The 14132-nt window shown below is 65.4% G+C and carries 13 protein-coding genes; 8 read left to right on the top strand and 5 right to left on the bottom strand.

From position 1 onward, the window contains the following. A partial coding sequence (locus tag A3AS_RS47140) for an ISAs1 family transposase (RefSeq protein ID WP_157644255.1) occupies positions 1–280 on the top strand: 280 nt, incomplete at its 5' end. A gap of 32 nt (positions 281–312) precedes the next feature. Here the strand turns inward: A3AS_RS47140 and A3AS_RS0111150 are convergent. After that, the gene (locus A3AS_RS0111150; RefSeq protein WP_018317672.1) at positions 313–2685 is read right to left on the bottom strand and encodes a xanthine dehydrogenase family protein molybdopterin-binding subunit; all 2373 of its coding nucleotides are present in this window, start codon (positions 2683–2685) and stop codon (positions 313–315) included. Positions 2686–2895: 210 nt separating this feature from the next. Between A3AS_RS0111150 and A3AS_RS0111145 the strand changes: the two genes are divergently transcribed. Next, positions 2896–3969 (top strand): Ppx/GppA phosphatase family protein, encoded by a 1074-nt coding sequence (locus A3AS_RS0111145; RefSeq protein WP_018317671.1) that lies wholly within the window; start codon positions 2896–2898, stop codon positions 3967–3969. A 1-nt stretch (position 3970) separates the two neighbouring features. Continuing rightward, a complete protein-coding gene (locus A3AS_RS0111140; protein ID WP_018317670.1) occupies positions 3971–4654 on the top strand; it encodes an RlmE family RNA methyltransferase in 684 nt (227 codons plus the stop codon). Between the two features lie 208 nt (positions 4655–4862). On the opposite strand, the gene A3AS_RS0111135 is transcribed toward A3AS_RS0111140, so the two are convergent. Beyond that, positions 4863–6353, bottom strand: a complete 1491-nt coding sequence (locus A3AS_RS0111135) for a DHA2 family efflux MFS transporter permease subunit (protein ID WP_018317669.1) — start codon at positions 6351–6353, stop codon at positions 4863–4865. 452 nt (positions 6354–6805) lie between these two features. On the opposite strand from A3AS_RS0111135, the gene guaB reads away from it, so the two are divergent. The 3 genes from guaB to A3AS_RS0111120 all read left to right on the top strand — a co-directional run bounded on the left by guaB (position 6806) and on the right by A3AS_RS0111120 (position 10036). Further along, complete coding sequence (guaB, locus tag A3AS_RS0111130; protein ID WP_018317668.1) at positions 6806–8299, top strand: IMP dehydrogenase; 1494 nt, start codon at positions 6806–6808, stop codon at positions 8297–8299. Positions 8300–8543: 244 nt separating this feature from the next. Continuing rightward, the gene (locus tag A3AS_RS0111125; RefSeq protein ID WP_018317667.1) at positions 8544–9566 is read left to right on the top strand and encodes an NADP-dependent oxidoreductase; all 1023 of its coding nucleotides are present in this window, start codon (positions 8544–8546) and stop codon (positions 9564–9566) included. A gap of 170 nt (positions 9567–9736) precedes the next feature. Next, positions 9737–10036, top strand: coding sequence for a hypothetical protein (locus tag A3AS_RS0111120; protein ID WP_018317666.1), 300 nt, complete (start codon positions 9737–9739; stop codon positions 10034–10036). Positions 10037–10046: 10 nt separating this feature from the next. On the opposite strand, the gene A3AS_RS0111115 is transcribed toward A3AS_RS0111120, so the two are convergent. Together A3AS_RS0111115 and A3AS_RS48260 are read right to left on the bottom strand one after the other, a co-directional pair. Beyond that, positions 10047–10889, bottom strand: a complete 843-nt coding sequence (locus A3AS_RS0111115; RefSeq protein WP_026201891.1) for a metallophosphoesterase — start codon at positions 10887–10889, stop codon at positions 10047–10049. A gap of 69 nt (positions 10890–10958) precedes the next feature. Continuing rightward, on the bottom strand, positions 10959–11573 hold the full coding sequence (locus A3AS_RS48260; RefSeq protein ID WP_018317664.1) for a hypothetical protein: 615 nt from the start codon (positions 11571–11573) through the stop codon (positions 10959–10961). Positions 11574–11744: 171 nt separating this feature from the next. Between A3AS_RS48260 and A3AS_RS0111105 the strand changes: the two genes are divergently transcribed. Continuing rightward, a complete protein-coding gene (locus A3AS_RS0111105; protein ID WP_018317663.1) occupies positions 11745–12167 on the top strand; it encodes an MAPEG family protein in 423 nt (140 codons plus the stop codon). Positions 12168–12201: 34 nt separating this feature from the next. Then, positions 12202–13503, top strand: a complete 1302-nt coding sequence (locus A3AS_RS0111100) for an RsmB/NOP family class I SAM-dependent RNA methyltransferase (RefSeq protein WP_018317662.1) — start codon at positions 12202–12204, stop codon at positions 13501–13503. Positions 13504–13715: 212 nt separating this feature from the next. On the opposite strand, the gene A3AS_RS0111095 is transcribed toward A3AS_RS0111100, so the two are convergent. Next, complete coding sequence (locus A3AS_RS0111095) at positions 13716–13925, bottom strand: cold-shock protein (protein ID WP_008141931.1); 210 nt, start codon at positions 13923–13925, stop codon at positions 13716–13718. Positions 13926–14132: the final 207 nt, after the last annotated feature.

The following is a 14132-nucleotide window of genomic DNA, read 5'->3' as shown; positions in this document are numbered from 1 at the left end:
CTATCTGCTGTCCAAATACATCTCCCCCAAGAGGTTGCTCCACGTCACCCGCAGCCATTGGGGCATCGAGAATCAGCTCCATTGGGTTCTCGACGTCCATTTCGCTGAGGATGGCAACCGCTCGCGCTGTGACCACGCCCCCGAGAATCTCGCCATTCTGCGCAGGCTCGCCCTCAATGTTCTGCGAACCCACCCGGATCGCGCTTCCCTCCGGCGTAAAATCAAGCGCGCTGGCTGGGACAACGCATTCCTCTTGGCCACCCTCAGCCATATGCGATAGCCCTGCCGCAAGCGGGGAGAGGTGAACGACGACTACGCCGCCTTCGCCTTACCATCCTGGATTGCCCGCCACACGCGCTCCGGGGTCAGCGGCATGTCGATGTGCTTGACGCCGTAATCCGAGAGCGCGTCGAGCACCGCGTTCACCACCGTCGACAGGCTGCCGGCGCAGCCGGCTTCGCCGCAGCCCTTGCTGCCGAGCGGATTGGTCGTGGCAGGCACTGGGTGATCGCCAACCGTCATGTTGGGAACGTCCTCGGCGCGGGGCAGGGCGTAGTCCATCAGCGAGCCCGTGATCGGCTGGCCGCTCTCGTCGTAGCGGATGTGCTCCATCAGGGCTTGCCCGATGCCCTGGACGACGCCGCCATGGAGCTGGCCTGCGACCAGCAGCGGGTTGATCACCGTGCCGAAATCGTTGACCGCGCTGTAGCGCACGATCTGCACCACGCCAGTCTCAGGATCGATCTCGACCTCGGCGACGTGACAGCCGTTCGGAAACGCCGAGGCGACCGGTTCGCTGGTGTGATCGACGTCGAGGCTATCGGGCACGCCTTCCGGCGTCTTGCCGTCGTGCAGCTTCTTGGCGAGCTCCATGATGTCGATGCTGCGGTCGGTGCCGGCGATGGTGAAGCTGCCGCCTTCGAATTCGATGTCAGCTTCGGACGCCTCCAGCATATGCGCCGCTGCGCGCTTGCCTTTCTCGATGACGAGCTTGGCAGCCCCCACGATGGCTTGGCCGGTTGCCGTGATCGAGCGCGAGCCGCCGGTTCCGTTGCCGGTGTGGACGATGTCGCTGTCGCCCTGCACCAGCTTGATGCTCTCGAAGGGAACCCCAAGCTGCTCGCTCAGCACCTGCGCGAACGGCGTGGCATGGCCCTGGCCGTAATCGAGCGTGCCGGTGATGAGCTGCACGGAGCCGTCAGCGTCGAACACGATCTTGCCGAGCTCGGGGCTCGGCGGCGCGGTGACCTCGAGATAGGAGCCGACCGCGATGCCGCGCAGCTTGCCGGTCTTCTTGCTCTCCTTCTTGCGCTTGGCGAAATTCTCGTGGTCGGAGATTTCGAGCGCCTTGTTGAACACGGCCTGGAAGTCGCCGCTGTCATAGGTGACGCCGGAGGAGGCCGCGAACGGGATCTGGTTCGGCTTGATGAAGTTGCGCTTGCGCAAGGTCAGCCGGTTGACGCCCATCTCGTCGGCGGCGCGGTCGATCAACCGCTCCATGTAATAGTTTGCCTCGGGCCGGCCGGCGCCGCGATAGGCGCCCATCAGCGTGGTGTTGGTCAGCACCACCTTGATGTCGACCGCCATCAACGGCGTGCGGTAGACGCTGGAGAAATTCTTGCCGGTGTTGAGCGAGAGCGGTCCCGGCGCGACGCCGGTGATGTAGGCGCCGAGATTGCCGTAGCCGGACAGCTTGGCCGCGAGGAAATGCCCCTCGGCGTCGAGCGCCAGCTCGGCATGGATCTTCTGGGCGCGGCCGTGGCTGTCGGAGAGGAAGGCGGTCGAGCGCTCGTCGAGCCATTTCACTGGGCGGCCCAGCACTTTCGCCGCGTACAGGATGCACATGTACTCGGGATAGTTGATGTTCTTCATGCCGAAGGAGCCGCCGACATTGGCGGTGAGGATGCGCACCTTCTCGTTCGGCACTTTCAGGTTCTTGGCGAGGTTGGCGCGGTTGCCGGCGACGCCTTGCGTCGGTACCTGAAGCGTGTAGCGCTCGGTTGTCTTGTCGTAGGAGGCAAGGCCGACGCGCGGCTCCATCGAGACCACGGCGACGCGGGTGTTCTCGATGTCCATCCTGGTGACATGGGCGGCGCTGGCAAAGGCCGCGTTGACCTTGTCCATGTCGCCGTAATGGTAGTCGAGCGCGATGTTGTGGGGAATGTGCTCATAGAGCTGCGGCGCGCCGGGCTTGGCAGCTTCTTCAGGGTCGGTCACAGCCGGCAGCGGCTCGATATCGAGCTCGACCGCCTCGGCGGCGTCGCGCGCCTGCGCCAGCGTCTCGGCCACGACGAAGGCGACGGGATCGCCGACGAAGCGGACCTTGTCGGTCGCCAGTGGCTGACGGTTGGTCTGGAGCAAAGGCGAGCCGTCGCGGCTCTTCAGCGGCAGGCCGCAGGTGAAGGGGCCATAGCCGGCGGCATCGAGATCCCTGCCGGTCCACACGCCGAGCACGCCCGGCATCGCCTTGGCGGCATCAATGCCGATGCCGCGGATGGTGCCATGGGCGTGGGTGGAACGGATGACCACGGCATAGGCCTGGCCGGGCAGGTTGAAATCGTCGGTATAGCGGCCCTTGCCGCGCACCAGCGTGTCGTCCTCCTTGCGGCGGACGGGCTGCCCGACGCCATATTTTTGCAGTGCAATAGCGTTTTCGAGCGTGGACGATTTGGTGTGTTCTTGCATGGGAAATGACCTGAAAAGCCGGCATTTGCGCATTTTCGCGGCAGCGGGGCACCGGATCCCCTTGAGATAACCCACCACCCCGTTCACGACAACGCACGAATGGGCATGGTCCCATGTGATGCGTTGTTGCGCAGGCCGGCTGCGCTGCTAATGTTTCAGGCGAAAAATCAATTCCAGACCGGCCCGACCGGCCGCGGAAAGACAGTTTGTATGAATGACCACACGCGGCTCCGCGACGGCCATGCGCCGCACGGTGAGCTGGAGGGGTCGATGGCGGCGGTGGCGTTGGCCACCGAACCGGCTGTCGGCGCGCAGGCGTCGGGAACCGGCGTCTATGCGGCGCTGGACCTCGGCACCAACAATTGCAGGCTGCTGATCGCCTGTCCGACCCAGGACGGCTTTCGCGTCGTCGATTCCTTCTCGCGCATCATCCGGCTCGGGGAGGGGGTCTCGGCGACCGGCTGTATCAGCGAGGCCGCGATCGAGCGTGCCATCGCCGCGCTCAGCATCTGCCGTGACAAGATCAATTTGCGCAAGGCGCGCCGGTTGCGGCTGATCGCGACCGAAGCCTGCCGCGCGGCTTCGAATGCGGAGGGGTTCCGCAGCCGCGTCGCGGCCGAAACCGGCATCGAGCTCGAAGTGATCGACCGCGAGACCGAGGCCGCGCTCGCCGTGCTCGGCTGCTCGCCGCTGGTCGATCCGCGGGGACGCGGCGCGATCCTGTTTGACATCGGCGGCGGCTCGACCGAGCTGGTGCGGATCGAGCGCGACGCGGACAATCCGGAGCCGCGGATCAAGGCCTGGATGTCGATCCCGTACGGTGTGGTCACGCTCGCCGAGCAGTTCGGCGGCCGCGACGTGACGCCGGAGATCTACGCCGCGATGGAGCAGGAGGTCGCGAACCACGTCGCGCCGTTCGCCGAGGTCCACGGCGGCGATCTCGCCGACATGCATCTGCTCGGCACCTCAGGCACGGTGACGACGCTCGCCGGCATCCATCTCAACCTCGCGCGCTATGACCGCCGCCGCATCGACAGCATCTGGATGAACGATTCCGACATCACCGCGACCATCAACAAGCTGCTCGGCATGAGCTATGAGGAGCGCGCCGGCAACAGCTGCATCAGCGTCGAGCGCGCCGATCTCGTGCTCGCCGGCTGCGCCATCCTCGATGCTATCAGGCGCGCCTTTCCGCTGCCGCGCCTGCGCGTTGCCGACCGGGGCCTGCGCGAGGGCATGCTGGTCGAGATGATGCGCGAGGACGGCGCGCTCAGGAGCTGGTGAGATGGCCAAGGACACCACCGGCCGCTTGCACGTCCAGGTCAAGACCGGCGGCAAGCGCAAATTGTCGTCGAAGCTGTGGCTGGAGCGGCAGCTCAACGATCCCTATGTGGCGAAAGCCAAGGCCGCGGGCTATCGCTCGCGCGCCGCGTTCAAGCTGCTGGAGATCGACGACAAGTTCCGGCTCTTGAAGCCCGGCATGGCCGTGGTCGACCTTGGCGCGGCGCCCGGCGGCTGGAGCCAGATCGCGGCCAAGCGCGTCGGCTGCACGGAAGGCAAGGGCAAGGTCGTCGCCATCGACCTGTTGGAAATGCCCGAGATTCCCGGCGTGGATTTCGCGCAGCTCGACTTCATGGCCAACGATGCGCCAGACAAGCTGACCGCGATGCTGGGCGGCGGCGCCGATTTCGTGATGTCCGATATGGCCGCCAACACCACCGGCCACCGCAAGACCGACCAGCTCCGCATCGTCGGCCTGGTCGAGACGGCGGCCGCGTTTGCCTGCGACGTGCTCAAGCCCGGCGGTGCGTTTCTCGCAAAAACGTTCCAGAGCGGCGCCGATGCCGATTTGCTCGCCCAGCTCAAGCGCGATTTCGCGACGGTGCGTCATGTGAAGCCCGCGGCGAGCCGGCAGGATTCCTCGGAGCGCTACGTGCTGGCGACGGGATTTCGGGGCGGGGCTGCCTGAGCCAATCTCCACTGTCGTCCCGGACAAGCGAAGCTCCCGACAACGCATAGCGTTGTCTGGAGCGGAGCGCCGATCCGGGACCCATACCCACAGGGAGAAGTTTGGCGAAGACTCTGGGTGAGAGCTTCACGCAACGTCTCCTCCCTGTGGTTATGGGCCCCTGCGTTCGCAGGGACGACAGCGAGTGCGTTCAGTCCGCTCGCCCAGCTCACCCCAACCTTTGATCCCGCACGTTCTGCGTATCTTCCGTTGCCGCCTTGACCGCCGCCTTCTCCGCACCCTTGCCGGCGCCCTTGCGGCTTGCGATCTCCACCGCCTTGCGGCCGGAGATCTCGTGGCCGGCGTCGACGGGCATCTGCCAGAAGAACCAGCTCGATGCCGCCGAGGTCAGCGCGACCACGAGGAAGGCGGGGGCGAACACGGTGGCGTCGATTTCGCTGACATGGTTGAACCACATCGTCGTTTCCACGCAGGCCGCGCCGACGGCGACGCCGGCGGAGACCGCGAGCTGCTGGTTGACGCTGACGAGGGTGGTGGCGCGGCTCATCTGCGCGGTCTCGACGTCGGCATAGGCGACGGTGTTGATCGCGGTGAATTCGAGCGAGCGGAAGAAGCCGCCGACGACCAGGATGACCATGATGATGAGCAGCGGCGTCGTCACCGTGAACAGCGCGCAGACGGCGAGGAAGAACGCGCTGACGATCGCGTTCACCGTCATCAGGTTGCGAAAGCCGAAGGTGCGGATGATGCGCGCGGCAAGCGTCTTCATGCCCATGGCGCCGAGCGAGGAGGCGAAGGTGACGAGGCCCGAATGGAACGGCGACAGGCCGAAGCCGATCTGCATCAGGAGCGGCAGCAGGAACGGCAGTGCGCCGATGCCGAGCCGGAACAGGAAGCCGCCGAACACGGCCGCGCGCAGCGTCGGCAGCTTCAGGAGCGAGAAATCGAGCACCGGCGAGCCCGTGCGCCGGGCGTGAATGACGTAGAGCGTCATCGAGATCGCGCCGCCCGCGATCAGTGCGGCGACGGTGCTCCACGGCAGCAGGTTGAGACCGGCAACCGACAGGCCGAAGGCGATGCCGGCAAGGCCAATGCCCGCCAGGACCATGCCGTAGAGGTCGAACGGCTCGCGTTCCTCGCTCTTGATCGGGTCGATGAACTTCAGCGCCATGAAGATGCCGAGCAGCCCGATCGGAATGTTGATCAGGAAGATCCAGTGCCAGGACGCGTAGGTGGTGATGAAGCCGCCGAGCGGTGGTCCGATCACTGGACCTATGAGGGCAGGGACCGTTACCCACGCCATGGCGTTGATCAGAGCGCTCTTGTCCACTGACCGCAGCAGCACGAGGCGCCCGACCGGTGTCATCATCGCGCCGCCCATGCCTTGCAGGATGCGCGCGAACACGAAATCGGTGACCGAGGAGGAGAGCGCGCAGCCGACCGATCCCACCATGAACACGCCGACCGCGATCGCAAACACCATCCGCGCGCCAAACCGGTCGGCGGTCCAGCCGCTCGCCGGGATGAACACCGCGAGCGACAGCAGATAGGAGGTGATCGCGAGCTTCAGCGTCAGCGGGCTGGTGCCGATGTCGGCCGCGATCGCCGGCAGCGAAGTGGCGATCACCGTCGAGTCCATGTTCTCCATGAAGAGAGCAGTGGCCACGATCAGCGGAATGATGCGTTGCTTGTCGACCATGACGGATTGGTAATGAAAATCGGAAGAGGGGTGGAATTGCGGCTTATCACCGCCACTGGTCCCCGACCATTGCGGATCGACGCATAGCACCTAAGTCCCGCGTAACAACGGTGTGACCCTCCGCCACCGTCATTCCGGGGCGCGCCCCTTGGCGCGAACCCGGAATCCATTCGGCCGCAGGGCCGGCTGCGCGATGGATTCCGGGTTCGCCACTTCGTCGCGCCCGGGGAATGACAGTGGGTGGGTGGACTGCCGCTCGGCTGAATCGGCCAAAAAAGCCTGTGCATGGCTGGCCAGCGGTCCGAATTGCTTTGATTCGTCACGCGGCCGTGCTATCGACCCGCGTCAACCCCACCGATGGGCTCCGATTCTCAAGGCGATGCCGCAAGGTACGCCGAGGGCGGCGCTCATCCATTAGCATTTGCGGCAAGGCCGCAGGAAGGAGTTGGCAAATGGCCACGGTGCAACTTCAGGGCATCCGCGAAGCCTTTACGTTCGACGACGTGTTGCTGAAGCCGGGCCTGTCGGACGTCATGCCGGGCGAGGTCGACATCCGCTCGCGCGTCACCCGCGCCATTCCGCTCAACATCCCGATCATGGCCTCCGCCATGGACACCGTCACCGAGGCCCGCATGGCGATCGCCATGGCGCAGGCCGGCGGCCTCGGCGTCATCCACCGTAATTTCGACCCCGAAGGGCAGGCCGCCCAGGTGCGGCAGGTCAAGCGCTACGAGTCGGGCATGGTGGTGAACCCGCTCACCATCAGCCCCGAGGCCACGCTCGACGACGCGCTCAAGCTGATGAGCGATCACGGCATCTCCGGCATTCCTGTCGTCACCGGCGCCGGCAAGAATACGCCGGGCAAGCTGGTCGGCATCCTCACCAACCGCGACGTGCGCTTTGCCACCGACCGCCGGCAAAAAGTCTCCGAGCTGATGACGCATGAAGGCCTCGTCACGGTGCGCGAGAATGTCAGCCAGGACGAGGCGCGGCGGATGCTGCATCAGCATCGCATCGAGAAGCTGCTCGTGGTCGACGAGCAATATCGCTGCGTCGGCCTCATCACCGTCAAGGACATGGAGAAGGCGGTCGCCCATCCGCTCGCCTGCAAGGATGCGCAGGGGCGCCTGCGCGTTGCCGCCGCCACCACGGTCGGCGACACCGGCTTCGAGCGCACCGAGCGGCTGATCGATGCTGGCGTCGATCTCGTCGTCGTCGATACCGCGCACGGCCATTCCCGTCACGTGCTGCACGCCGTGAACCGCATCAAGCGACTGTCCAACTCCGTGCAGGTCGTCGCGGGCAACGTCGCCACCACCGAGGGCACGCAGGCTTTGATCGACGCGGGCGCGGACTGCATCAAGGTCGGCATTGGCCCGGGCTCGATCTGCACCACGCGCATCGTCGCCGGCGTCGGCGTGCCCCAGCTCACCGCGATCATGGATGCGGTGGAAGCTGCAAAGAAGGCCGACATCCCCGTCATCGCCGACGGCGGCATCAAGTTCTCCGGCGACCTCGCCAAGGCGCTCGCCGCCGGCGCCGACATCGCGATGGTCGGCTCGCTGCTCGCCGGCACCGACGAGACACCAGGCGAAGTGTTCCTGTGGCAGGGCCGTTCCTACAAGGCCTATCGCGGCATGGGCTCGGTCGGCGCGATGGCGCGCGGCTCTGCCGATCGCTACTTCCAGCAGGACATCAAGGACACGCTCAAGCTCGTGCCTGAGGGCATCGAGGGCCAGGTGCCCTACAAGGGCCCGGTCGGCAACGTCATGCACCAGCTCGCCGGCGGCTTGCGCGCCGCGATGGGCTATGTCGGCGCACGCGACATGAAGGAACTGCACGACAAGGCCCAGTTCGTCCGCATCACCGGTGCAGGCCTGCGCGAAAGCCACGTCCACGACGTCACCATTACGCGCGAGAGCCCGAACTATCCGGGCGGAGGTTAGTCTCGCTCCGATCTCGCGAGCGCGTGAGTTTCGACGCGCTTGCCTCAACGACGGTGTCATGCCCCGGCTTGACCGGGGCATCCAGTACGCCGCGGCTTCTCGGCTCAATTACGACCGTCTCTGGAATACTGGATCGCCCGATCAAGTCGGACGATGACAGCGAGTGTGTGGCTCCGCCGCTTTTGTATTGACGCGCCTCGCTCCCTCCGCTTCCGTTCATGTCGAAAAACAATCGGAGGAAGCCATGTCCCAAGCCAAGCGCATCGTTCTCGCCGCGCGTCCCGTCGGCGAACCCAAAGCATCTGATTTTCGCCTGGAGGAATTCGCGGTCCCGACGCCTGCGGCAGGCGAGGTCCTGCTGCGCACGATCTGGCTGTCGCTCGATCCCTATATGCGCGGGCGCATGAGTGATGGTCCGTCTTATGCCGCGCCGGTGCCGGTTGGCGGCGTGATGGAAGGCGAGGCGGTTAGCGAGGTCGCGGTCTCCAACAATCCGGATTTCGCCAAGGACGACATCGTCCGTGCACGAACCGGTTGGCAGTCTCACGCTATCTCGAATGGTAAGGGCCTGATCAAGGTCGATCCGAAGCTCGGGCCGATCTCGACCTCGATCGGCGTGCTCGGCATGCCCGGCATGACGGCGTACACGGGCCTCCTCGACATCGGCAAGCCGCAAGCGGGCGAGACCGTCGTCGTTGCCGGCGCCTCCGGTGCTGTCGGCTCGGCGGTGGGGCAGATCGCCAAGATCAAGGGCGCACGCGCGGTTGGCATTGCCGGCGGCAAGGACAAGTGCGCCTACGTGGTGAAGGAGCTCGGCTTCGATGAGTGTCTCGATCATCGCGAAACTGATTTTCCGGCCAAGCTAAAATTCGCCTGCCCGAAGGGAATCGACGTGTATTTCGAGAATGTCGGCGGCGCCGTGTTCGAGGCGGTGTTCCCGTTGCTCAATCCGTTCGCGCGCGTGCCGGTCTGCGGCCTGATCGCGCATTACAACGACACCGAAGCCAAGGCGCCGAAATGGGCGGCCAGCATGATGCGCGCGACGCTGACCAAGCGGCTGACCTTCCGCGGCTTCATCGTCTCCGACTTCGCCTCCCGCCATGGCGACTTCCTGCGCGACATGTCGGGATGGGTCCGCGACGGCAAGGTCAAGTACAAGGAGTTCGTCACCGAGGGCCTGGACAGCGCGCCCGGCGCCTTCATGGGCCTCTTGAAGGGCGCCAATTTCGGCAAGCAGCTGGTCCGCGTCGGGCCGGACAAGGCCTAGCGCGACAGAGACTTGGACTCACGTGGTTACAGAGCCACAGGCCTCGTGGGGATAGTTAAGAAAGAGTCACCAAATGGTCACACCTGCCCGCAAAAGCCGCAGGTGTGACCGGCTGTTCATTGACGGGATCGCGAAGGCATTGAATCATCGGGCATATTTTAGGTGCTGCGATGTTAGAGATCAGTGTTTTCTGCGTTATCCTGCTTGCTGCCGGCTATTGGCTGGCCATGTTCGTCATGGGCCGCCACGACGACGTCATCCATGGCAAGTTCGTCCGTGTCGACGAGGAGGGCGATCTTGCTCGCCCCTCGATGCCGGCGCCGCCCCCGCCGTTCCCGAAGCGCCCGGTCAAGGCCGCGCAGCCTGTCAGGCAGCCGCCTGCCAATGATCTCGCGGCCAAGCCGGTGAACAGCGAGGCACTGCAATCCTTGCTCGCCGCGATCCAGCAGGACCTCAAGAGCGTCGCCTGATCGGCGCGCCTTAATGCTCGCCGCCCATCTGGGCGAGCAACTCCTCAATGTCGACATCGACCTGGCCCGCGGCCCTGACGTGGCGGACTTCAAAACTGTCGGGCCGGAAGCGGTATTCCACCAGCCCGACCTCCTTGATCGCGATCCGGTCCTGGCGCTGATCGTTGATGACGAAGCCGGCCGACGGCGCCCAGACATGGCGGGTATGGCAATAGGTGAAGTCGCGCCGCTGGTGCACGTGGCCACTGGCGATGAGGCGCAGATCGATCGTCCCGAGCATCTCGATCAGCCGGGCCCGGGCCGGCTGCGGCACGTAGCGGATCGCGGTCTGCGGCGTTTCGGGATCGTCGGGCAGGTTGAGAAACACCGGCTTGTGCAGGAACAGCGCGACCGGCCTGCCATTCGTGCGCGATATCTCCTGCGACAGCCAGTCGAGCTGCTCGGCCTCGAAGGCGAGTCCCGAATTCATCACCAGCGAGTTGAGGCCAATGAAGCGCCAGCCGGCGGCCTCGAACGCCCAATGGTCCTCGCCGATGAGGTCGCAGAACTGCCGGCGATGCGCTTCCGTGACCGGCGGCTTCGGCGCCGGGCCGACCGCGGTCGGATTATCGCCAATGTCGTGATTGCCGGGGAGGTAGCGGCAGGCGACGGGCAGGGCGTCGTGCAGGCCCTTTGCGAAGACGACATCGTCCCGGCCGGTCGGCCCGTCGAAGGCGACATCGCCGGTGTTGATGACGAGATCGGGCCGGTTGCCGTCGATATGCTCGCTGATCGCCTGGAAGTTGGCGATCAGGCCGGGGAAGCGCCGGCCGAGATGGGTGTCGGAAATCTGCGTCAGGCGAAATTCGGACATGCGATCATCGTACCCGTGCTCGCGCGTCGGAACGATGACGGCGTGGGCATGGATCGCAACGAACAAAGTTTAAAGCACGCGGTAGCGGATCGTGTAGGCGTCCTGCGGCGCGACGGTGTCGGCGAGCGGCGAGGCGATGCGGTCGGCGAGGTGCCAGGGGCCGAACTCTTGGGAGCGATGCGGCTCGGCGGGCAGACGGAGGCGGAACTCGAAAGTGCCCTTGCCGGGCAGGTTCACGACCAGCACGCGGTCCGCGGTGCGGTGGTTGAGCGCGACCGCGCCGCGCAGCAGCGCGCGGCCGTCCGAGAGGTCGCGCACGCCGTCGACCAGCGCCAGCGTCTGGTTGCGGTCGGTATGCAGCTCGATCTGGCTGTCGGTCACCGCCGTCAGCATCGCCCGGGGCATGCGGATCTCGAACTCGACGGCGGGCTTGGACGGATTGAGACCGAGATAGGCGAGCGCGGCGTGGCGCATGTCGTAGGCGGCAAAGGCGAGCAGGGCCGTCGCGGCCAGAGCGGCGAGGCCATGCCTGACGACGTCGCGCCAGGTTCGGTAGCTCAGGCGAAAGTAAACCGTCATCGCCAGCGCGACCGCGAGCGCCATCGCGATACCTGAGAGGGCCGACATCAGGATACCGAGCTGGCCGTCGGCGGATTCGCTCCAAAGGCTGGACAGGGTGGTCATGGCGCCATCTCGCCTCTATCTCGCCTTGGGCCCCGAAAAGGGGCCGAAATCGCTTTAACTATCGGTGGTTGGTCGCAAGAGCGGGAACGCCGGTTCAACTGGTTGATTGTCAGGACAAGGAGCGGCGGCTAATGGACGGTCCGGCGCCGTCCGCCGGATGGGAAAGTTCCGATGTCCGTTCAAATGGTCTTGCTGCCGGTCTTCGTCCAGGTCGGCCTCACCTTCGCGCTGCTGATCGGCATGGTTTTCGCGCGCCGCAAGACGCTGGTCTCCGGCGAGACCAGCATCCGCGACATTGCGCTCGGCGAGCCGAACTGGCCGAAGGGCGCCACGCAGATCGCCAATTGCTACCGCAACCAGTTCGAGCTGCCGGTCCTGCTCTACGTCCTGATCGCGCTGGCGCTGCCCTTGCGCCATGCCGATCTCTTCATCGTACTGATGTCCTGGGTGTTTGTGGTAACGCGCTTTGTCCATGCCGGCGTGTTCGTCTCCTCGAACGATCTCGGCCGGCGCTCCACGGTCTGGCTCGCCGGCGTCCTCGTGCTGCTGGCGATGTGGATCTACTTCGCACTGAAAATGCTCTTGTTGATCTGACTCTTGCGAGTCCGATTTCATCTGAAAGATTCAAATGACCCCCGCTGCCCGGCTCTCCGCAGCCATCGAACTGATCGACACCATCGAGAAGGACCGCGTGCCCGCGGCCAAGGCGCTAAAGGAGTGGGGCACCGCGCACCGCTTTGCCGGCTCGGGCGACCGCGCCGCCATTGCCGGCCTGGTCTGGGATGTACTGCGCCGCTACGCCTCGAGCGCGTTCCTGATGGAGTCCGATACCGCGCGGGCCAGGCTGATCGGCATGCTGCGGCTCGAGCGCGACATGGACACGGCGACGATGGCCGCCTTGTTCGACGGCAGCCGCTTTGCGCCGGCGCCGCTGACCGAGGCTGAGCAGGCCGCGCTCAGCCATCGTTCCCTGAAGGACGCGCCGGCCGCGATCGCCGGCGACTATCCCGAATGGCTGGATCCGCACCTGGCAAAAGTGTTCGGCGAGGATCGCGCCGCGGAGGCGGCCGCGATGGCGAGCCGGGCGCCGCTCGACCTGCGGGTCAACACGCTAAAATCCAATCGCGACAAGGCGCTGCAGTCGCTTGCTCATCTTCATGCGAAACCGACGCCTTGGTCGGCAACGGGCCTGCGCATCGCGCTTTCGGCCGATGCGCGCAACCCCGGGATCCAGGCCGAAGAGGATTTCATCAAGGGCGCCATTGAAGTGCAGGATGAGGGATCGCAGCTGGCGGCCCAGTTCACCGCGGCAAAGCCCGGCGAGCAGGTGATCGACCTCTGCGCCGGCGCCGGCGGCAAGACGCTGGCGCTCGCCGCCCTGATGCAGGGCAAGGGCCGGCTGATCGCGACCGACAGCGACAAGCGCCAGCTCGCGCCAATCCACGAACGGCTGTCGCGCGCCGGCGTCCACAATGCCGATGTTCGCACGCCCAAGGGCGAGGCCGATCCGCTGGTCGACATCCGCAGCACCGCCGACCTCGTCGTGATCGATGCGCCCTGCACGGGAACCGGAACCTGGCGCCGCAACCCCGACGCCAAATGGCGGATGCGCCCCGGCGCGCTGGAGATTCGCCTGCGTGACCAGGCCGAGGTGCTGGAGCGCGCGGTGCCGCTGGTGAAGCCGGGCGGCCGCATTGCCTACATCACCTGCTCGGTGCTGTCGGAAGAAAACGGCGAACAGGTGAGGGCGTTCGTCGCGCGCCACCCCGAGTTCGCGCCCGTGCCACCCGAGCAGACCGCGAGCGTGCTGTGGGACAAGGCGGAGGCTTTTGGCGAGGCCGCGCTGCAATCGCCCGAGGGCTTGCTGATGACGCCGCGGCGGACCGGGACGGATGGGTTCTTCGTCTCGATCCTGAAAAAGGTCTCGTAGGGTGGGCAAAGCGAAGCGTGCCCACCATTTGCCGTTGTTGGAAGGCGTGGGCACGGCGCGCGAAGTGCGCTCCTTTGCCCACCCTACGGCATCATGCTAGCCGACGGGGTTCCACCCCCCAAAACAAAAACCCCGCAGACCGGATCCCGGTCGCGGGGTTTTCTAACTTGACGTTCTGCCGGTACGTCCGTGGTCAGAACGGTGCGCGGGCGTTAGCCGACGCGGAGATTGTCAGCCGAGGACTTGCCGCTGCGACGATCGGCGACGATGTCGAACGAGACCTTCTGACCCTCGTTGAGGGAAGAGAGGCCAGCGCGCTCGACGGCGCTGATGTGCACGAACACGTCCTTCTGGCCGTCATCCGGCTGGATGAAACCATAACCCTTTTGGGTGTTGAACCACTTCACGGTGCCCATAGCCATGGGAATTTCCTTTAGTTAGTTAGATTGAGTACGCACGCGGACCGGTACGCAGCATTGCGCCCATAGTCCCTGATGAGTCGATGTTTGGAGAATTCATCTGAAGCGTGCGCGCCCGTCAGCAACGAAGCGAAGCGGCCCAGTCGTTCGGCCAAGTATCGATGATCACAATATAGCGAGAATTTGGGGCCAGTTCAAGGCACCACCCGT

Origin of the sequence: Bradyrhizobium sp. WSM2793, assembly GCF_000379585.1 — a bacterium.
In the GTDB taxonomy this organism is placed as follows: Bacteria; Pseudomonadota; Alphaproteobacteria; order Rhizobiales; family Xanthobacteraceae; genus Bradyrhizobium.
This window is presented reverse-complemented; position numbering and strand designations above follow the sequence as displayed.